Here is a 20901-nt window from a genome sequence, read left to right on the forward strand (position 1 = left end):
GGCAGGTGGAACAATCTCGTTCCATGTGCGGACGGTATGCCAGTACCCGGAGTGACAGCGACCTGCAGGCGGTCTTCGACATCGCCGAGACAGTGGGCGACGAGGTGCCGCCGTCGTACAACGTCGCCCCGACCCAGACCATCAGGACGGTGCTCGAACGCGCGCCCAAGGACGAACCCGAGTCCGACGCCGTGCGCCAATTGCGTTCGGTGCGATGGGGATTGATTCCGTCGTGGGCGAAGGACGCGAAGATCGGGTCCCGGCTCATCAACGCCAGGTCCGAGACGATCACCGAGAAGCCGTCGTTCAAGAAGGCCGCAAGTCGTCGGCGCTGCATCATTCCGGCTGACGGGTACTACGAGTGGGAGAAGCGCGACGGTGCCAAAGTGCCGTACTTCCTGCACGAGCAGGGCGTGCTGGCGATGGCGGGTCTGTACGAACTGTGGCGAGACCCCACCAAGGCCGATGACGACGAAGACCGCTGGGTCTGGTCGGCCACCGTGCTCACCTCGCCTGCTTCGGACGCCCTCGGTCACATCCACGATCGATCACCGGTTGTGCTGCCCCCGGATCTGCGGGCGAGCTGGCTCGATCCGACGCTGACGGACCTGGGCGAGGTGACCGAATTGCTGGCCGCGATACCGGAGCCACGGCTCGAGCCCTACGAGGTGAGTACCGCGGTGAACAGTGTGAAGAACAACAGCCCCGAGCTGTTGACTCCGGTCTAGCCCTGACCGTCGGTGCGGTGCCGGCAGATATCGAGCATCGCGGCTCGCTCGCTCGCAGTCAGGTCGTCGGCCACCGGGGATTCGAGGATGCGCTCGAGTCGCCGAAAGTAGGTGGACGCATCGACCCCGAACGCCACGTAGATGTCCTCGGCACTGCCGCCGCCGTACCCATGCCAGGTACGACCGAACGTCAGAATCTCGTGGTCGACGGAGTGGGTGGTGGTCCGGCGCATGATCTCTCCCTCGTGCTGCGTCCCACCATCATCTGTGTCGCGGTTGAAGGTGCGATGAACAGCGCGTTACGTGCGTGTGGAGTTCACTAGGGTGGAGCAGGTGACCGCTCTCGCGTACGGATCCTGGCCCTCGCCCATCACCGCAGCCGACCTGTCGTCGGCCGGCCACCCCGTCGAAGGTGGACGATTCGTCGGACACGAAATCTGGTGGTCCGAGGTGCGGCCCACCGAACAGGGCCGAACCGCGATCTGCCGCCACGTCGACGGACAGGTCGAGGCGATCCTGCCGGCACCGTTCAATGCCCGCACCCGCGTTCACGAATACGGCGGCGGCGCATGGACGGCAACGCCGAACGGCGATCTGGTGTTCGCGGAATTCTCCGATCAACGCATCTACCGACTCACCCCCGGCGACGCACCACTACCGCTCACCCCGGCCCCGGCTGTGGCGTCGAGCATTCGGTACGGGGAGCTGTCGGTGGTCGGCACCGACGTGATCGCCGTCCGCGAGACGCACGACGCCGGAGCTGTCACCCGAGACATCGTCGCGATCGACCTCGGCGGCGGCGGAGTGCGCTCACTGGTCTCGGGATCGAATTTCCTTGCCTACCCCAGGCTTTCACCCGACGGCAGCCGCATCGCGTGGATCGCCTGGAACCATCCGCAGATGCCCTGGGACGGAACAGAACTGCGCGTCGCATCGCTGGCGGATCCTTCGTCGTGGACTGTATTGGCGGGTTCGACCGAGGAATCGGTGTTGCAGCCGGAATGGATCGACGACGAGTCGCTGTACGTCATCAGCGACCGAAGTGGTTGGTGGAACCTGTATTCGGTCACGCTGGACGGCGCAGCGACGCCGGTGTCGACCCTCGATGCAGACTTAGGTGCCCCGCTCTGGCAACTCGGAGCCCGCTGGTACGACGTTCTCGACGACGGCAGGCTGCTGACCGTTCGCACCGTCGGGACCGATACGCTCGCCGTTCTCGACCCCGCCACCGGCACCCTCGACGACATCGAACTCGACGGAGTGACTTCGGTGGGGCTCGGGGGACGGCTCGGATCGACGGTTCTGCTCCGGGGCGGCGGCGCGCAGGTGCCGTCGGGACTGTTCGCAGTCGACCTGTCCACCCGCGAATTACGCAGTGTTCGTTCGAGTTTCGAATCGATACCGGATGTCGCGTATCTGCCCGCGGGGCGTCAGGTCACCTTCCAGGGACCGGATCGCGAAGTGCATGCCATCGCGTATGCACCACGTAACCCGTCCTACGAGGGTTTGGACGGCGAACTACCGCCGTACGTCGCGTTCGTGCACGGCGGTCCTACGGCACACGTGGCGCCGGCGTTGAATCCGGTGTTCGCGTACTTCACCAGCCGCGGCATCGGCGTCGTCGATGTGAACTACGGCGGGTCCAGTGGTTACGGGCGCGAATACCGTAACCGGTTGCGTGGGCAGTGGGGCGTGGTCGACGTCGAAGACACCATCGCCGCAGTTCGTGGCTTGGCCGACGCCGGCCTCGCCGACCCGAACCGGCTGGCCATCGAAGGTGGTTCGGCAGGTGGCTGGACGGTATTGGCCGCGCTCACATCGTCGGACGTATTCGCTTGCGGTGCTTCGTACTTCGGCGTCGCCGAACTGGAGATGTTCGTCGCCGAGACGCACGATTTCGAGTCCCGCTACATCGACGGGCTCATCGGGCCGCTGCCCGAGGCCCTCGATCTGTATCGCACCCGCGCGCCAGTGAACAACGTCGCCGGACTCTCGTGCCCGGTACTGCTGCTGCAGGGTCTCGACGATCCCATCGTGCCGCCCTCGCAGGCCGAACGATTCCGAGACGCCATGGTGGAGAAGGGAATACCGCACGCCTACCTCACGTACGCCGGTGAGTCCCACGGATTCCGCAAACTCGAAACACAGGTGAACGCCCGAGAATCGGAACTGTCGTTCTACGGGCAGGTCATGGGATTCACCCCACCCGGAATCCCCGAACTGGAGCTGTGGCGACCGTCTAGCTGAGTGGTGGGTGTGCGCGCTTCGCCTCGAGAAATTCGAGCAGCGCGCTGGGGATCGCGCAGTACTTGCTGTTGCCGACGGACAGTTTGCTGCCCGCCTCGAACGCCGCCTTCGACGGGCCGTTGTGCTCGATCACCAATGCACAGAGGCGCTCGTCGGTGCGGCCGGACTCGCAGCACTTCTCGACATGCGCTCGATCGTCGGGCGAGAGCGCCGTCCACCACTCGTCGTAGCGGCGAAAGAGCTTATCCGCGTCGTCGGTCATGCCTGCTCCTACTTCTTCGGGTATGCAGTTCGGTTCCGACCATACTCACGATGTCCGATTCGTCCACCGCCGCGGGGGTCCAGCAGGGACTTCACACCCCTACCGACGACTGCGCGCCCCTGCTCTGAAGTGAGCAGGGGCGCGCAGTCGGTAAGAAGGGTGTGAGGTTACTTCCGGCGACCCGGAACCTTTGCACCCGGAGCGAATCCGAGTCCACCGGCCTTCGGCTTGGGCGGGGTGCGATCACCCGAACCGTTGGATGTGGTCTCGGCCGCAGCGTCCGACGCTTCTGCCTTCGGAGCCTCTGTTTCCGCTACCTCGGCCTCTGGCGCTTCGGTGACCGGTGCTTCCGTGACCGGTGCCTCTGCTTCCGGTGTCGGGTCGGCCTTTTCGGGCTCTGCTGCAGCCGGCTCGGCTGGTGTCGCCGCAGGTGCAGCGGCGGCCGCACCCGGTGTCCGCGCACCGGGCTTCTTGAATCCGGACTTCACGGCCAGACCCTTGGGCTGGACGGTCGGCTTCGACTCTGCTGCTACGGATTCGGTTGCAGCAGCTTCGGTGGCGGGTGCCTCGGACGCCGTTGCCTCGGCAGCCGGTGCTTCAGCAGTAGGTGCCTCAGCAGTAGGAGCCTCGGACGCAGGGGCTTCGGTAGCAGGCTTGCCCGGTGCCTTGGCTCCCGGCTTCTTGAATCCGGACTTGACGGCCAGACCCTTGGGCTGGACGCTCGGCTTGGACTCTGTGGCTACGGATTCAGTTGCAGCAGAAGGTGATTCCGCTGCATTATCGGCCGCTTCCGGGGCGGGTGTCGACGCCGCAGGAGCACTGTCGGCGGGCTTGCCGGGTGCCTTCGCGCCGGGCTTCTTGAATCCGGACTTGACGGCCAGGCCCTTGGGCTTGACGGTCGGAGTCGACTCGGAGGCCTCTGCGGGAGCAGGTGCTTCGGTTGCCGGGGGAGCGTCGGCAGGTGCCGGGGCAGCCGCCTTCGCGCCGGGTGCCTTGCCCTTCATCTGCAGACCCTTGCCACCGGGTGCCTTGCCACCGGCCAAACCGAGGCCCTTGGGCTTCGATGCGTCCGCGGCAGTATCGGCCGAGTGCCCCGACGTCTTGTCGGCTTCGGCGTTGGCGGGCGCAGAACCGGGTGCTTTGGCTCCGGGAGCTTTCGCAAGTCCCTTCATCTTCAGGCCACCAGCAGCCTTGGCCGGCTGCGCCTTCTTCGTCTCGGCTTCGGGATCGCCGCCTTCGGCTGCGACCTCGATCTCCTCGACGCGCCCCTTCTCCTCGACGGCTGCGACCTTTTCGGTGGCCAGCTTCTCTTCGGGAGTCTGTTCGCGCGGGATGACCTTGATGTTCTCGGCCAATACCGAGGACTCGACGCGGGTGATCGATTCGAGCATCAGCTGCGCGACGTCGACGACCTCGACGCCCTCGTGTGCCCCGCCTTCCTGCCGTGCGGTGACACCGTCGGTGAGCATGACGCGGCAGAACGGGCAGCCCGTGGCGATCTTCTTCGGGTTGGTCGCAAGTGCCTCGTCGACCCGGTCGATGTTGATGCGCTTGCCGATGTTCTCTTCCATCCACATACGAGCGCCACCGGCACCACAGCACATGGACCGCTCACCGTGACGCGGCATCTCCTTGAGGTTGGAGCCCGACGCGGCCATGAGCTCACGCGGGGCGTCGTACACCTTGTTGTGCCGGCCGAGGTAGCACGGATCGTGATAGGTGATGTCCTGGCTGACCGAGGCCACCGGGATCAGCTTCTTCTGCCGCACGAGTCGGTTGAGCAGCTGCGTGTGGTGGACCACCTCGTAGTCACCGCCGACCTGCGGGTACTCGTTGCCGAGTGCGTTGAAGCAGTGGGCGCAGGTGACGACGATCTTGCGCTTGCTCTGCTCGACGCCGTCGAACACGTTGTTCAGTGTTTCGATGTTCTGCATCGCGAGCTGCTGGAACAGGAACTCGTTGCCTGCGCGGCGGGCGGAGTCGCCGGTGCAGGTCTCGTCCGCGCCCAGCACCATGAACTTCACGCCTGCGGTGGCGAGCAGTTCGGCGACGGCCTTGGTGGTCTTTTTGGCGCGGTCCTCGTAGGCTCCGGCGCAGCCGACCCAGAAGAGGTACTCGTAGTCCTGGAACGAATCGGCGTCCTGGCCGAAGACCGGGATGTCGAAGTCCATCTCGTTGATCCAGTTGAGGCGGTCCTTGGAGTTCTGGCCCCACGGGTTGCCCTTGTTCTCCAGGTTCTTGAACAGACCGGCGAGCTCGGACGGGAACTCGGACTCGATCAGCACCTGGTAGCGACGCATGTCGATGATGTGGTCGACGTGTTCGATGTCCACCGGGCACTGCTCGACGCACGCACCGCAGGTGGTGCAGCTCCACAGCACCTCGGGGTCGATGATGCCGCCCTCGATGGCGTCGGCGACTAGCTTGCGATCGGCTTCGTCGCGAGCATTCTGCGGAATGGCGTCGAGCGCCTTCTGGTCGACGTTGCCCTCGGCATCGACGAGTCCGACCTCGTCGCCCGCCATGTCCTTCTTGCCGCCGGCCAGCAGGTACGGGGCCTTGGCGTGGCTGTGATCGCGCAGCGACATGATCAGCAGCTTGGGGGAGAGGGGCTTGCCGGTGTTCCAGGCGGGGCACTGCGACTGGCAGCGGCCGCACTCGGTGCAGGTGGTGAAGTCGAGCCAGCCCTTCCAGCTGAAGTCCTCGATCTTGCCTGCACCGAACGCGTCCACGTCGGGATCGGCCTCTTCCATCTCGAGGACCTTGCCGCCGGACATCATCGGCTTGGCGGCACCGAGGGCGACGGTCCCGTCGTCCATACGCTTGAAGTAGATATTGGGGAAGGCCGTGAAGCGGTGCCACGCGACGCCCCAGTTGATGCGGGTACCGACGATGTAGAGCCAGACCATGCCGGACATCAATTTGATGAGGGCGAAGATCGACACCATGTTGGAGTTGGCGGGCAGCAGCTCGGCGAGGCGCATCGTGAAGAAGTCAGTGTAGGGATTGGAGTGCCCGTACGTGGCGATCTTGCCTGCCTTGACGAACACCATGCCCAGGCCCTCGATGAGGACAACGGCCTCGACGAAGTACGCGGCCTTGAACCCGGAGCCGGCGAAGCGCGACTGACGCTCGGCCTTCCTGGGGTGATTGAGCTGGCGAATGATGATCAGCGTGGTGATGCCGATGACGGTGCCGAGACCGAGCAGCTCGTCGATGAGGTGGTACGCCGCGGTATCGCCGACGATGGGCCAGTGGAACTCGGGGTTGAACGTCTGGCCGTAGGCCTCGAACCAGACGAACGCGCCCAGCATGAAGCCGATCATCACCAGCCAGTGCGCCCAGCCGACGGTGCGGAACTTGACCATCTTGGTGTGCGCGGCGAACTCGATGATCATCTGCTTGAAGCGGGGGACGATCGGTCGCCAACGGTCGGGTGCCGGCTGACCCAGCCTCACGATGTTGAACATGCGCAGGGCGCCACGAATGAAGGCGTACCAACACACGAGGCTGAGCAGAGCACCGACTGTGCCCAACGTGATCGTCAGGGCGTTCATGTCGCGGCCTTTCGTTCAGTGGCAGCTGGAGCAGCTACCGCGGGTCCAGCCCGTCGAGAGGAGTACAGCGATGTTACCTGCCAGTAGATCGCGAAATCTACCGACGGGTAACTTAGGTCAGAATCGCATGGAGCGACGCTGGTGGTTGCGCGCACGAGACCGTCCGACGGGTGGGCTGAACTCGTCAGTAGGTTGTCGCCCGCATCACGTTAGGCGTACGGGCTTGTGACTCCTGCGAGAAGGCAGACCTAACCCGGCCGAATCGGCCCGATGTCCGAGGTTTGCCGCCGGCTACGCCGTGGAAGACAAGTCCCGCGAAACCGAACAAAAGTGCGGTCTTTCTGTCCGATTTGGGTGTTGTGATTGTTCATAACTTTTCGGACACGGTAAAGGGTCGGTAGCACAACGACCGGTCTGATTGATGGTTTACACTGCCTGTGGACCAGAGGTGCGAGGACGTCATTCGGGGTGATGTCGCGTTCGACGGTTTGCCGCCAAAAGCACTGCAGCACATGCACAGAAACGGAACACAACACCACATGAAACTCAGCAAACTGGTCGTCACCTCGGCTCTCGTAGCAGTGGCTACGGGTCTGGCCAGCGGAACCGCCTACGCGCAGCCCGACACCAGCGCCATGACCCCCGACACGAATTACTCCGTCGAGCTCGAAGACCGCACCATCGTCACCACCATCGATGCGGGCGTCTTCAAGGTTGCCGACGACGGCAAGACTGTCGACGTGCTCGACGCCGCCGACAACACACTCGTCACCCTCCCGCTGTCGTTCAACCTCGGCGGACTGAACTTCCCGTACGAGCAGAACGTCGACGACAACGGCAAGACCCTGCGGCTGGTGCCGCAGCTCGACCTCTCCAAGGCCTCGGCCAACTCGCGCAGCATCGGCGCGACGACGGTCGCCTCGCCCGAGGAAAACCTCAAGGCGCAGCAGAACTTCTCGTCGCAGCTCGGAATTGCTACCGCGATCGGAACCCTGACCGGTTCCGCAATCGGTGCAGTGATCGGTTGCATTGTGACTCTCCCCGCAGGCTGTATCCCCGGCTTGGTGACCGGTGCAGGAGCAGGTGGAATCATCGGGACCATCGCCGTCGGCGGGCCAGGCTTGGTCGTTGCCGGAATCGATCTGCTGAACACGTTGAACGCTGCTCCCGGAACCTCGGTCTGGGCCAAGTAGTCACAGCGCAGTTATCCAAAAAACCCACGATCTCAGCGAGGTCGTGGGTTTTTTGTATTCGCACGCAGTCTCGGAGCTACGGCGGTGACCTCGTCTGAAGAGAACCTCGCGGCGTGGCAATAATTTGCAGCCCGGTATCGCGACAGCGTTCGGTACCGCATCGGCGGCTCGTCGCCGGCACCACCGTTGGGGAAATTGTCGGCACAATCGCAGGCACGTCACCTATGTCAGGTGAGAGTGGCGGGCCTGAGTCGTGTCGGCACGAGCTTGTCCGCCGCAGTGATCACTCGGTTGCCAGACGAATGTTTCATCGGTGGTATTTGGACGGGAAGGATGGTTAGCCCTTCTTTACCAACTCTTGGTACTGTAAACGCCATGCGCACGCACAGCACCGCTGATTCGAGGTGCCCAGATGTGATGAGTGCCCGTTTGCACTCGGAGTGGAGCGCGCTGGCCAGCCAGGTGGGGACAGTGTTCTCTTCGCGCCCCAGCTTCGGTTTGAATGCCCCGCGCAACGTGAATGGGACGCTTCGGTTCGTCGAGGTGCGACGCGGCGGTGACCTCGTGGCGTTCGCGCCGCTGTGCGTAACCAGTCTCGGTCCGGTGAAAGTCGCCAGGCCTCTCGGCGTGGGGCAGGGAGTGCCGACCGAACTGCTCGCCGTGGACGACGATGCGTCGGTGGAACTGTGGGATGCGATCGCCGGACTCGACGCACTCGTGTTCGCCGATTCGATGGTCGACGATCGGAATCTACGCTCACTTCGCCGTCACCCGGCGTTCTCGGCTCGGGTTGTCGCCCGCGAGCGGGTGCCGTTGATTCAGGTACCCGAGGGCGTCTCGTCTCGCGATCTGCGCAGCACGAAGACCCTGAAGCGACTACGGCAGTACCGAAACCAGCTTTCACGATCAGGGACGCCGATGTGCATCGAAGTGATCGAGGACGTCGAACACCTCGACCAGCGATGGAACGACATCTCCACCCTCGCCGCAGCGGCCACCGAGCGGTCGCGTTACGTCAACTTCCTGAGAAATGGCATGGCCATGGAGTTCCTGCGAGCCGAGGCCGCCGCGGGGCGCCTGATCATCGCCGGCCTCACCGTCGGCGGGCGTTGGATGGCGCACGATATCGGGATACGCACGGGCGACCGGATCGAGGCGTGGTTGACGCATCACGATCGGAGAGTGCGCAGATTCGAACCCGGCCACCAAATGATCGAGTGGTTCGTCGAGGCGCACGACGATCTGGGGGTCACCGTGCTCGATCAGGGCCTCGGCGTGAACGAGATCAAGAAGTCCTGGACCAACGCCGATTACGGTGTCCACGCGATCGCAGCATCTCCGAAGTCGGGGCTGCTCGCGAAAGTGATGATCGACACCCTGATGGCGTGGGAACTTTCGCCTGCGGTTGCGCATGCCCGGCGGATCAGAAGAACGCGGCCCGCACTGCGCTGACCGCAGCCCGACCCTCGGACTGCGCGCGTTCCACCACGCATCTGTCGCAGAAGCCATGTCAGCGGTGCTCTCTATCGATTCGGGTTTTGCGACCTGTTCGGGAAGTTGTGCACTGACTGTGGACGAAGCGCAGCTTTGATCCGACCCTGAGTACGATGTAATGGAGTCAAACAAACTATTGGACGGGAAACCGGAGTTGTGGACAGAGTCAGCGACGTGCAGGTACTCGCGGTCTCGTTGTCGACGTCGGTGGGCGGAACCGATCACAGCCTTCGGAACGTGGCGCTGGCATTGCGGCCGCTGGGCGTGAACGTCACGCTGGGTGCACCCGGCGGCAGCGACACCGAACAGTGGTGGCGTGCCGCCGGCCTGCCGTTCCTGCCACTCGACCTGCCGCAACGCATCGGAATTCATCGTCAGGGCGAGAAGTCTCTGCATCCCCTCGGCGGGCTCGCGGCGCAGGTGCCGAAGAGCGCACGCACGGTGTCGATACTTCGGCGAGCTGCCCGCGACTTCGACGTCGTACATTCCAACCATCTGCTGCTGCATCCCGACGCGGTGCTCGCGTCCCGACTCGCACGCACCCCGGTCGTCGTCGAATTTCACGACATCGTCCCCGCCGGACCGGGGCGCGCACTGCTCGCCGCGATCGCGGCGACGGCAACCCACACTGTGGCCGTCAGCACGGCCGCAGCACAGCAACTCCCGTCGTGTGTCCGTGGACGGGTGAGCGTGGTGCACCAAGGAATCGACACCACGGCTTTCGCACCGCGCGCCGGTGACCCGGCTCTGCGGGCCGACTTGACTGCCGACCCCGATGCACCACTGATCGCAGCCGTCGGCCGGATCGATCGCGAGAAGAAGCTCGACGTACTGATCGACGCCGTGGCACGGGTGCGTCGGTCCGGAGTCGACGCGCATCTGGCGATCGTCGGCGCGCCCAGTGAGGACGACGGTGGCTATCTCGTCGAGTTGCAGCAGGCCGCGGAACGGTTGCTGCCCGGTGCACATCGTTTTTTCGGCCGCACAGATGCGGTGGCGTCGACATTGCGTGCCGTGGATGTGTTGGCCTGCCCGTCACAGGACGAGCCCTTCGGGCTCATCGCCCTCGAGGCACAGGCCTGTGCGGTGCCGGTCGTGGTGAGCGACACCGGGGGCCTGGTCGATTTCGTCTCGCACGAGCGCACCGGCCTCGTTGCCCGAACCGGCGACGTCGACTCGCTGGCCACGCAGCTGTGCAGGATGCTCACCGACCGCGACCTGGCCGCCACCCTCGCCGAGGCCGCGCGAGGGCAAGCCGTCAGACAGTTCGATTCCCGACATCGCGCGAAGCGTTTCGCCGACATCTACAGTTCAGCAATCGGGAAGAAGCGCATCACATGACGTGACGCATCGGCTCTGCAGCGGAGCCGACGACGCAACCCAGCCGTGCGGATGTCGGGGCATCCGCACGCACACGCTCGTACCGAATCGGAGTTCTTGATGCTCGACCACATGGCCCCCGGCGTCCGGCGCCGCCGCACCCCGCAGCGGGTCGGCGTTGCCGTTCTGGCCGCGACTGCGACCGCGACCCTGGCCGGGGCCGGCTGGGTCCTCGCACCCAGACGGTCGCCGGAACCGCTGCGCACGGCAGAGCCGTTCGTCGACGGCGACCTCATCACCGTCGTCGTGGGAACCGTGGGCAGGCCGTCGCTGGCGGGCACTGTCGAAGCCGTGCTCGCCCAGTCCTACCCGGCCGTGGAGATCGTGGTGGTGGACAACGCACCCACGTCGGGACGGGTGGACGACGCGTTGAGGTCGATAGACGATCCCCGCTGCATCGTCGTCCGTGAGCCGCGCCGCGGGGTCTCGCGAGCCAGAAACACCGGTGCCCGGCACGCGTCCGGCCGCGTGATCGCTTTCACCGACGACGACGCCGAACCGGATTCGCAGTGGCTCGCTTCCGTGGCGCAGGTGTACTCGGCAGATCGAGACGGTGTCGTGGCCGGGGTGACCGGACGGGTCGTCGGACTGGCGGTCGAGACCGATCAGCAGCGGTGGTTCGAGGAATCGGGGCTGTTCGAGAAGGGATCGACGCGCACGGTCTGGACCCTCGCGCCGACCGGATCGATCGACGAAGAACTGGGTGCACGCGGCACCGCAGCGCTGTTCCCCTATACGGCCGGGGAGATGGGCAGCGGCAACAACATGTCGTTCCGAAAGAGCGCCTTCGACTCGCTCGCGGGATTCGACGAGAGGATCGGCCCGGGCACGCCCACCAAAGGCGGTGAGGATCTCGAGCTGTTCCGACGTGCAGTGCTGCGCGGGGGAACGATCGTCTACGACCCGACAGCCGTCGTCGGCCATCATCATCGAGCCGATCACGAAGCGTTGCGCGAGCAGATGTTCGGGTACGGAAGCGGAATGGCCGCCATCGTCACCAAACTCTTTCTCGACGGCGGAGCTCCGGCCCGCGCACTGCTCGGCCGGCTCCCGACCGCATTCCGCATGCTTCTCGCACCCGAGGAGAACCGCTTCGCGGACGGGGCTCCGCCGATGCCTCGCGACCTCAAGCTCACCGAGCTCTACGGCTACCTGTGCGGGCCGTTCCTGTACGTCAAGGCCATCACGGTTCGCGGCACCGGGATCAATTCGTGACGATCACCGACACCACCGACGCACCCGAGGACGCAGTAGGTCGAGCCGATCCGACGCGTCCCGACTCGAGCTACCGCGGGGCGCAAGCGCTGCTGTTCGCTGCCGCAGCGGTCGCCATCGCGTCGACGGTGCTGGCCATCCTCGCCGGATCCGATCACGCGGGTGCGGTACCCAACGGGCTCCGGGTAGCCGTGGTCGTCGCCGCCGTGACGCTGTTGCCCGGGGCACCCATCGCGGTGCTGCTGCGCCTCCGACAGCCGGCACTGGTCGGTTCGGTGACGGTCTCGATCTCGTTCGCGACGATGCTGATCATCGCGCAGGCCGAGGTCGTCACCGGGAATCTGCGTCCGGTGACGGTGCAGCTCTACATCTGTGCGGTGTCCGCCGCGCTCATTCTGTGGGCGTCGCGAACGTTGGTGCCTGCGGTGCCCCGACCGCGCCCGGACCGGACTGCGGTGGTGACCCGGTACGCACTGCTCGGCGCGGTGGCCGTCGCCGTCGTGCTGTTCGCTCACGCCACGAAGGTGCTCAGGCCGCAGGCGTCCGGGGCGTTGGGCGTCATCACCCACATCGGCTTCAGCTACCTCGTCGCGCTGGCGATCGTGGCGGCCGTGATCGCCGTGGCGCTCTCGCGGGCCCGACTCGACCCGGTGGTACTCGGCGCGGCCGGTCTCGCTCTGATCATGTTCACCACGATGTACGTGTCGTTGGCCGACGGCGTCACGTCGATCCCGACGGCGTACACCCATCGCGGGCTGATCGACATCATCGCGTCATTGCAGGGTCTGCCACCGCCGTCGGACGCGCGATTCAGTTGGGCCGGATTCTTCTCTGCCGGAGCTCATATGTCGGGTGCCGGCGCGCTGTCGGACCTGTCCCCGATGCTGCTGTGGGCTCCGCTCTTCTATGGCGGCGTGACCATGTTGCCGCTGTACTCGATCGCGTTGTCGCTGACCGGGCGCAGGCGCGTGGCGTGGATCGCGGTGATCCTCTACCTGTCGTTCAACTGGTACCAGCAGGACTACTTCGCGCCACAGCCGACGGCGACCATGCTGTACCTGACCATCTGCGCCTTGCTACTGTGGCAGTTGCGCAGTGCGCCCCTGCCGTCGGCCCCGCGGTCGTGGCGTCGGTGGATCGTCACGGTGCCGCGGCGAACTCTGGGCACGGTCCCCGGTGTCGGTGCCGGCCGCACCCTCGCGATCGAGGCGCTGATGATCGTCCTGATCGCGGCGATCGTCATCACTCACCAGCTGACGCCCATCGTGTTCATCGCGGCGCTGTTCCTGTTCTCACTCACCGGAACCACGCGGTACCGACTGCTGTGGCTGTTCGCGGTCGCGCTGTTCGTGGCCTGGTTCAGTTACGGAGCCGTCGACTACTGGAAGGGCCACCTCGCGTACGTGCTCGGCGATGTGGGACAGGTGTCGGGCGCGGTACAGGGCGGCGTCAGCGACCGGATCGGTGCCGATCCGCTCTACCAGAAGATGCAATATCTGCGGTTGGCGGCGTCGGGCGCGCTGCTGATGTTCGCGTTCGCCGGTTGGCTGACCTACCGCCGACGCAAGACGTGGCTCATCGGCGGCTTGCTCTGCATGGTGCCTTTCGGTCTGGTGCTGGTGCAGAGCTACGGCGGTGAGGTGGTGATCCGGTGCTTCGTGCTGGCGTCGCCGTTCATCGCGCCCTACGCCGCGGACGCGTTGGTGCGCACCTTCGCGATCATTCGACGGTTCACGGGTCGATCGGCCCAGCCGCGGCACTGGTCGCGCACCGTCGCCGCGACCGCGGCAATCCTCGGAATTGCCTTGATACTGACGGCAACTCGCGGGTTGAACACCTCGTTCGAGCACACCGACGAGGATCAGATCCGATACGGAGACGCATTGATGCGGTCGGTTCCGCAGGGCTCGGAAATCATGGTCATCGGAACGGCGGCCGGGCTGGTGTCCGCACGCTATTTCGACGACGTCAGAGTGGCGACCATGGAATCGTTCGAGTGCCTCGACGATCTCAGCGGGTGCGTCCGAAAGGAGAACCCCGACTTCGTGTTCACCACTCGACAATCGTCGGCGCAGATCTACCTGCAGTACGGATATTCGCAATCGGTCGTCGACCAACAGCTGGGCATGCTGGTCGGATCCGACGAGTATCGCGTGGTTGTCGAAACCGCCGACCTGACCATTCTGCAGAATGCGTCCACCCCACCGGTGGTGCTCAAATGACAGATCTGTGGCTCGGCTTCCTCGCATTCGGTGCCCTGTTCGCGGCACTGATCGTCTCGTCGGTACTGCGCGAACGCGAGGTGCCCTCCGACGGTGCGATCGGGCGCGGCGGCAGCGGACGCATCAACCGCGCAGTGGTGCTCTCCGCGACACTGATCGTGTTGTTGCTCCTGGCCGCAGTCGTCGTGATCGTGCGGTTCCAACAGATCGCGATCTGGGAGTGAGAATCTTTCGTAGCCTGTCGGTGGCCCTGCTGGTCGTGGCGACGACGGTGTCCTGTGCGCAGTCGACCGGACCCCAACCCGAGTTGGTCAGCAGCGAACGGTGCGACCCCATGGCGGACGACGTCATGTCGGGTGACGCCGTGCCTCGTGAGGACCTGCCGGGGTGGCGGCAGACCTTCGTCGACGATTTCGACCGGTGCGATCTCGGTGACGACTGGGGTGCGTACTACGGCCAACCCGGAGGCGACCCGGCCAGCTGGTGGGAGTACGAACAGGCCTCGGTCACCGGTGGCGCACTGCGGCTGCGCGCCGAGCAGAAGGACGGCCGCTGGGTGACCGGCGGCGTCTCGAATTCGCCTGTGGCACAGAGGTACGGCAAGTGGGACGTACGGCTGCGTGCGGACCGATCCGACGAGATCAGCTACCACATTCTGTTGTGGCCCGCCGACGAGGTGTGGCCGCCGGAGATCGACATCGCCGAGAGCGCCGACGGGACCAGGCAGACGATGTCGTCGTTCCTGCACTGGAGCGGCGCAGAAGGAGAACGTCACTTCTCACAGGCGAATCTGCAGTTGGACACCAACGACTGGCAGACCGTCGGAGTGGAATGGGACCCCGAGCAGATCAGGTATCTGGTCAACGGAAAGGTCTGGGCGCGAACACCACTGGGAGCATCCATCCCGGACAAGCCGATGTGGTTGGGCATCCAGGCCCAGGCGGGCGCGTGCACCAAGCTCGAATCCTGGGGTGTCGGAGAATGCGGCCGGGCGGGAACACCCGACGTCGCGAACGTGGATGTGGACTGGGTGTCGGTGTACGAATCGGACGGGACACCGTCCGCCGTGGAGGACACGCCGTCGGGATCGGTTCTGCTGGAACAACAGAACTGACCCGGAGCCGACCTACGACGTACGGACCGTCAGGCCCGGGTTCTCGGCGAGAATGTCGTTGATCGGCGTCGCGAACAGTTCCGGGCGCTGACCCTGCAGCATGCTGACGACGGTCGCGATCTCGCACGAGGGTTGATCGCCCACGTTCGACGCGTTCGCGATGCCCACGGCGAGCGTGCCACTGACGATGGGGCCACCGCTGTCGCCGCGCAGCGCGCAGATCGACGTGGAGAAGCTGCGGTCCAGGACATTGCCGCCCATGGTGACGTGCTGGCTCGTCGACAGGATTGTGCCGCAACTGAATCCGGTGGTGGCTCCGGATTTGCAGACCGGCGCGCCGACGACCGGATCCACCGTGCCGGTGATCAGCAGTGGGCCGGACCCGGGAACTCGCATCGCGTTGCTCTCGAATTCCCCGATGTTGCCGTCGTCGATGTCGATGAGCGCATAGTCGTTGTGCGCCCGGCTGGTTCGATAGAACGAGCCGAACTTGGAGCCGACGAGGCTGCCGTACATGGGATACGCGCCCGTCGTGACGGCGGAACCGGTGCTCGACTCGCCCGGATCACAGTGTCCTGCAGTGATGTTGACGGCACCACGCGTCGGATCGACGGCATTGAAGCCCAGTGAGCAACGCAGACCGGCCCCGGCCGGGGTGCCGGCGAGAAAGCTGTCGCCGCCGAGATACGAACTGGCGCGAATGGGCCCTGCGGTGAGCGAGGGATCGAACGGCACCCGGTCGAGGAGCGGACCGAAGGCATCGAGGACGGGGGCCGGGATGTCGAATACAGCCGGGTCGATCACGAATCCGGCCGCCGTCGCCGCGTCGATCACATCCGCGTGGGACGGTCCGTCGGCGACCGCGACGACCGGCAGCCCGGCCGCGTCGAGATGACCACGGACCGCCGGGCCGACGGCGGTTGTGAACTCGGCCAACCGGCGCGCTGCGTTGGCGCGGTCGAGAAACTGCTGAGGGCTGAGCCCGAGATCGCGTGCCACAGCGTCGGCCAGTGACGCCGGTTCGGGCGGTGCCGCAACGGCAGTGGGAGTGGATACCACCGTCATGAAGAGCAACGAGACAGCAGTGACCGATAGTGCACACGCACGGCGACGCATAACGACCTTCCCCCCCGGGCATCGAACGATGTGATGCCGTTCACTTCGCACACGAACTATAGGGGGTCGGAGGCCTCGCGCGTACCGGTTTACCCGGTTCGGACAGTAGCTCCGGTCGCGCTCGTGACCTGATCGATGGGAATGCCCAGGCTGGCGGTGCCGCCGAACTGCGCCAGCGCGAGGTTCGCCTCGGTGCAGTCGGGTGCTCCACCGCTGTTGGATCCGCTGGTGATGCCGAGTGCCATCGTGCCGGTGACGATGGCCCCGCCGCTGTCACCGGCCAATGTGCATGCGGTGCTGGCGAAGCCGCGCACGGTGCGCGACGTGCCGTCCTCCATGAAGAGCTGCGTCTCGACGCGGTCGGCGGCCACCACTCCGCACGTGAACGACGACGACTGCCCGGATTTGCAGACGGGTGCGCCGATGACGGGGGATGCCGTTCCGGTGACGGTGACGGTGCTGCCGTTGGCCCCGCGAACGGTGGGACGGTCCAGCCCGGCCTTCTGTCCGGCGGCGTCGAGGCCGATGACCGACCAGTCGAGGCCGTCCGGCGCTCCCAGGCTGGAGCGATCGAACGAGCCGATCTGGGAGCTGCGCGCGATGTCGGCCGGATCGGGCAGGTACACCGGTGCTCCGCCGGCGCCCGTGGCCTTGTTCGGATTGCAGTGTCCCGCAGTCAGATTGACGGCGCTGCCGTCGGCGTCGACGGCATTGAAGCCGAACGAGCAGATGCTGATCTCGGTCGGCGGTGCGTCGGCAATCGGCCCGGCGGTGGTGACATACGTGTCGCCGCCCATCGGTGCCGGGTCGGCCGGCTTGTTGCCACCGGGGGAGAGCATCACCTTGATGTTGGCCAGCAGGGTCGGCAGGTTCAGGGCCTTGCCGATCGGACTGTTCGCCACATTCAGCACGATCTGGTTGTCGATGAAGTCGATGGCTGTGCCGTTAATCTGCTCCGAGATCTCACGCGGGAGGCCGGCGATCCACGTGTTCAGATCTGCCAGCGACTTCTCCAGCCCGTCCGCGGACACCGGCGACTGCGCGGTGGCATAGCCGTCCTTGGCGACGGCCTGCGCGGCTGCGGGAGAGGTGACGGCGACGACGGCATTACCGTCGGGCCCGATCCAGGCACCGGCGAAATCGGCGGGTCGGCTCGCACGGAAGTCCGACGCGTAGGCCGACAGCTCCTGCGCACGCGCCGCACGATCGAGGTATTCCTGCGGGGAGATCTTCAGATCTCGCTGCACGGCATCGACGAGCTCTCGCGGAAGCTGATCGGCGGGCGACTGAACCACAGGTTCGGCTGCCGCTGTTCCGGAGAACGAAGCAAGAAGTACGAAAGCCGTCGAGCACAGCACTGCAGTACGCAGAGCCCCGGAGTTACGCATGAAATCCCTTCATCGGGTGCTTGGCATCAGCGCCCCACCCTAGGGCATGCGTCACCGAACCAGTGTTCGCCCTGGTCAGGGAACTTCAGCGGTCGTTGTGGTGGTCGTCGTGGTCGTTGTCGTGGCGGAAGTCGTCGTTTCCGCCGGCGTCGTGGTTTCCGGAGGGGTGGTCACCGCAAGGGGCGGTGTCGTGACCACCGGTGCCGGAGCCGGAGCAGGGGCCGGTACCGGAGCGGGCGGCGGCGCAGGCAGGGGCGCGGGCTGAGGCGGGGTGTACTCCTCGGCCGTCGGCTCCTGCACCACCTCGGGAGCAGCCGCGGGCACCGTCGTCGTGGTCGGTGCGGTAGACGGCACCCGCGCGGAGGTGGTGACCGGTGATCCGGCGTCGGTGACGGTGGGCGGTGTCGTGGCGGGTCCGCTGCTGAACACCCCACTCAGGGCTGCGATGACGAGAACGATGACCACGCCCGCACCGGCACCGGCGATGATCGTGGTGACGGTACGCGAGCGCTCGCTGCGTTCCTTCTTGTTCTCGGTCGCCGCACCGGCGAACGCGGTTGCGGCGTACTGCTGGGTCGCCGTGTCGGAACCATCGGGATCTCCGGCCGGAACGATGGGCTCCGAGCGCAGCTGGGACGGGCCGAACACCGGTGCCACCGCCGGTATCGCTTCGGAGAATGCGAGGGGCGGCGGCGGAGCGACCACCGGGATCGCGTCGGTATCGAGCGAGTCCGTGCCGTCGTTGCGAGTGACCACCGGCGCTGCGCCGGTCACCAACGAGTTGCCGTCGACGTCCTCGATCTCGGCGATGTTCAGGGCGCCGCGAGCCGCAGCGAGCGGCTCGACGAGCAGCGCGCCTGCGGTGCGCTCGCCGATGTCCGCGACCACCGAAGGTAGGGCAGCACTGCCGCCGGTGAGCACGACCGTGCCGGTCGACGGCACGTCGAGCAGGCCCAACGTCGGCGCGATCAGGTCTGCGAACTCGGCGCGGGTGACCGTCGTCGTATCCGAGACGCCGGGCAGCTCCACCGCGATCGTGGCCACGTCCGCGGTGCTCAACGTGTGTTTCGCCTGCTCGCAGGACGCGACGACACCGGTGAGAGAAGCCAGAACTGCGGAGTCGGACAGGTCGAGGTGTTCGCGATCGGTCACCACGTGATCGAACAGGGCATCGGTGAACACGTCGCCGCCGACAGCGGTGGTTCGCTCGGTGCCGCCGCCCGGATACGTCGAGATGTCGGTGCCGGTGGCACCGATGTCGATCACCGTGACGGCTGCCCCCGGGCTCGGTTGCGCGAACGCGCTCGCAGCCTTGGCCTCGGGAACCAGGGCGACGTCGGTGAGACCGGTGTGATCGAGGGCGTCGCGCAGTAGAGCGATGTTCTCGCGGGGCCATCGCGTCGGATACGTCATCGTCGTGACGGGCGTGGACGCTGATTCGGACGTCTCGGAGAACATGCTCACGAGGCAGTTCGCGGCGTTGGCCATCAGATCCTCGGCGCGATACGCGTCGGCATCGGGTTCGAGATCTTCTTGCTTGCCGACCAGATCGACGAAACGAGTGAACGGCGCGGTGTCGACGGACTCTCCGAGATGAGCGCGGCCGTCGTCGTCGAACCTCAGTGTCGTCGGCAGTACGACGACGGTGGGTTCGAACGCGGTCGAGTCGCGATACACCGCAACGGACCTGGTGTTGCCGATTGTGATTCCGAGATGCCCGGCACCGCTCATGGAGTGCCGCCCGTCGTGGCTCCGGCCGGAGTTCGGTCCTGCGGAGCGAGACGTCCGGCCTGGGTGTTGTCGTCGGCGTTCTCGTCGGGGGTGGGCTTCGGCGGGTCCTCGGCGGGTCCGTCGTCGGGCAGCTCGGGTCCGACCGGTTCGTCGTCGGTCGGCGGCGTCGTGGTGGGGTCCTCGGTCTCGGTGACCTCCGGAAGGTCGACGGCGGGTCGCGTGTCGACGTCGGCCGCGTCGCGTTCGGAGCGTCGCTCTCGGGTCGGGTCCGTAGCCGTGGTCGTGGTCTCCGGCGTGATGATCGGTGCGGGCGGGACGGCGGGGACGAGTTCGGCTGCCGGTTCGACGACGGCAGTGGGGAAGTCGATCGGCCCACCCGGCCGGATTCCCGACGTCGTCGTCGGGGGCGCGACCTGAGCGTTCTCGATGGTGGGCACCGGGGTGTCGGCGGATGTGCCGAGCTGAAATGCGATCACACCGGCACCGACCGTCAGCGCCGCTGCGAACGCCGCGGCGGCGAACAGTGGGGCGGTGAACAGGGGACGACGGTCGGCGCGGGTCGGTGCGCCGACGACGGCGAGGCGTTCGGTGACGGCGTCGACCGGGTACAGGGCAGCCAGAAGCGCTGCACCACGAGCCGCGGCGACGGCGGTGTCTTTCTTCTCCATGGTTGCTCGCATCGACGAGTTCCAGGCGGCCAGCGCCTCCTCTTCCGATACGAGCGCAACGTGCGCCAACCCGTGCCCGTTCATGGCCGCACGCAGGGCGAACACCTGCTCGGCGGTCCAGCGGGCCGGGTAGGTGGCGGCCGCAGCGAGATCGCCGGGGCGCAGATCGATCGACGACGCCACCTCGGTGAGCAGGCACAGCAGCGCCATCGACGTCAGCTGTTCGGCGGGGAAGACGGTGCCCCGGCTACCGGTGACCCCGTCGCCGAGCGCGTCGAGGAAGTGCGTGTACGCCTCGGAGTCGTTGTCGGTGGCGTCACCGAGTGAGACGGTGCCGTCGGGGTGAGTGTTGAGCACGGTCGAGTGCAGGGACGCCAGATGCAGGGAGGGGCCGGGCGCGATGGGGTGCGACACGGCCGCAACGGCCTGGTCGTCGTCCAGATAGAGGCCGACGTCCGGTGCGCCGATACTCGCCCCGCCGGGCTGCTCGGTCATGCGGGCTGCTCGGTCATGGGGATATCTACCTGTCCTGGGCTCGGAGTCGATGTTCGGTCGTTATGTCGCTTCGGATCCTCACACAGTTACA

The 20901-nt window shown here is 66.0% G+C and carries 16 protein-coding genes; 9 read left to right on the forward strand and 7 right to left on the reverse strand.

What is annotated here, in order from left to right:
• Window positions 1-23: 23 nt before the first annotated feature.
• A complete protein-coding gene (locus tag K414_RS0108925; protein ID WP_027495636.1) occupies window positions 24-728 on the forward strand; it encodes an SOS response-associated peptidase in 705 nt (234 codons plus the stop codon).
• On the opposite strand, the gene K414_RS0108930 is transcribed toward K414_RS0108925, so the two are convergent.
• Window positions 725-961, reverse strand: a complete 237-nt coding sequence (locus K414_RS0108930) for a DUF3263 domain-containing protein (RefSeq protein WP_027495637.1) — start codon at window positions 959-961, stop codon at window positions 725-727. The genes K414_RS0108925 and K414_RS0108930 overlap by 4 nt on opposite strands.
• 100 nt (window positions 962-1061) lie before the next feature.
• Between K414_RS0108930 and K414_RS0108935 the strand changes: the two genes are divergently transcribed.
• The gene (locus tag K414_RS0108935; RefSeq protein ID WP_027495638.1) at window positions 1062-2975 is read left to right on the forward strand and encodes a prolyl oligopeptidase family serine peptidase; all 1914 of its coding nucleotides are present in this window, start codon (window positions 1062-1064) and stop codon (window positions 2973-2975) included.
• Here K414_RS0108935 and K414_RS0108940 read toward each other — a convergent pair.
• Window positions 2968-3237, reverse strand: coding sequence for a hypothetical protein (locus tag K414_RS0108940; protein WP_027495639.1), 270 nt, complete (start codon window positions 3235-3237; stop codon window positions 2968-2970). The genes K414_RS0108935 and K414_RS0108940 overlap by 8 nt on opposite strands.
• 167 nt (window positions 3238-3404) lie before the next feature.
• On the reverse strand, window positions 3405-6794 hold the full coding sequence (locus K414_RS0108945; RefSeq protein ID WP_027495640.1) for a heterodisulfide reductase-related iron-sulfur binding cluster: 3390 nt from the start codon (window positions 6792-6794) through the stop codon (window positions 3405-3407).
• A 539-nt stretch (window positions 6795-7333) separates the two neighbouring features.
• Between K414_RS0108945 and K414_RS0108950 the strand changes: the two genes are divergently transcribed.
• From K414_RS0108950 to K414_RS26480, 7 genes are all read left to right on the forward strand, one after another.
• Window positions 7334-7987, forward strand: coding sequence for a hypothetical protein (locus tag K414_RS0108950; RefSeq protein WP_027495641.1), 654 nt, complete (start codon window positions 7334-7336; stop codon window positions 7985-7987).
• A 417-nt stretch (window positions 7988-8404) separates the two neighbouring features.
• Window positions 8405-9439 carry a GNAT family N-acetyltransferase gene (locus tag K414_RS0108955; RefSeq protein WP_027495642.1) on the forward strand — a complete coding sequence of 345 codons (1035 nt, stop codon included), beginning with the start codon at window positions 8405-8407 and terminating at the stop codon, window positions 9437-9439.
• A gap of 198 nt (window positions 9440-9637) precedes the next feature.
• Complete coding sequence (locus K414_RS26470) at window positions 9638-10822, forward strand: glycosyltransferase family 4 protein (protein ID WP_051365021.1); 1185 nt, start codon at window positions 9638-9640, stop codon at window positions 10820-10822.
• A 111-nt stretch (window positions 10823-10933) separates the two neighbouring features.
• Entirely contained in the window at window positions 10934-12076 is a 1143-nt protein-coding gene (locus K414_RS26475; RefSeq protein ID WP_161631788.1) for a glycosyltransferase, read from the forward strand.
• A complete protein-coding gene (locus K414_RS0108970; protein WP_027495643.1) occupies window positions 12073-14298 on the forward strand; it encodes a hypothetical protein in 2226 nt (741 codons plus the stop codon). The genes K414_RS26475 and K414_RS0108970 overlap by 4 nt, the downstream gene beginning before the upstream one ends.
• Window positions 14295-14522: a hypothetical protein gene (locus tag K414_RS29085; protein ID WP_027495644.1), complete on the forward strand. Its 228-nt coding sequence runs from the start codon at window positions 14295-14297 to the stop codon at window positions 14520-14522. Before K414_RS0108970 ends, K414_RS29085 begins: the two co-directional genes overlap by 4 nt.
• Window positions 14519-15412 (forward strand): glycoside hydrolase family 16 protein, encoded by an 894-nt coding sequence (locus K414_RS26480; protein ID WP_051365023.1) that lies wholly within the window; start codon window positions 14519-14521, stop codon window positions 15410-15412. The genes K414_RS29085 and K414_RS26480 overlap by 4 nt, the downstream gene beginning before the upstream one ends.
• A 12-nt stretch (window positions 15413-15424) precedes the next feature.
• Here K414_RS26480 and K414_RS26485 read toward each other — a convergent pair whose 3' ends face one another.
• The 4 genes from K414_RS26485 to K414_RS0109000 form a co-directional block, all read right to left on the reverse strand.
• Complete coding sequence (locus tag K414_RS26485; RefSeq protein WP_161631789.1) at window positions 15425-16477, reverse strand: S1 family peptidase; 1053 nt, start codon at window positions 16475-16477, stop codon at window positions 15425-15427.
• Between the two features lie 140 nt (window positions 16478-16617).
• Window positions 16618-17916, reverse strand: coding sequence for a S1 family peptidase (locus K414_RS0108990; RefSeq protein ID WP_027495645.1), 1299 nt, complete (start codon window positions 17914-17916; stop codon window positions 16618-16620).
• Window positions 17917-17991: 75 nt separating this feature from the next.
• Complete coding sequence (locus tag K414_RS0108995; RefSeq protein WP_027495646.1) at window positions 17992-19647, reverse strand: Hsp70 family protein; 1656 nt, start codon at window positions 19645-19647, stop codon at window positions 17992-17994.
• A complete protein-coding gene (locus K414_RS0109000; RefSeq protein WP_027495647.1) occupies window positions 19644-20810 on the reverse strand; it encodes a hypothetical protein in 1167 nt (388 codons plus the stop codon). Before K414_RS0109000 ends, K414_RS0108995 begins: the two co-directional genes overlap by 4 nt.
• Window positions 20811-20901: the final 91 nt, after the last annotated feature.

The organism is Rhodococcus sp. JG-3, from assembly GCF_000482405.1.
Lineage (GTDB): Bacteria > Actinomycetota > Actinomycetes > Mycobacteriales > Mycobacteriaceae > Rhodococcoides > Rhodococcoides fascians.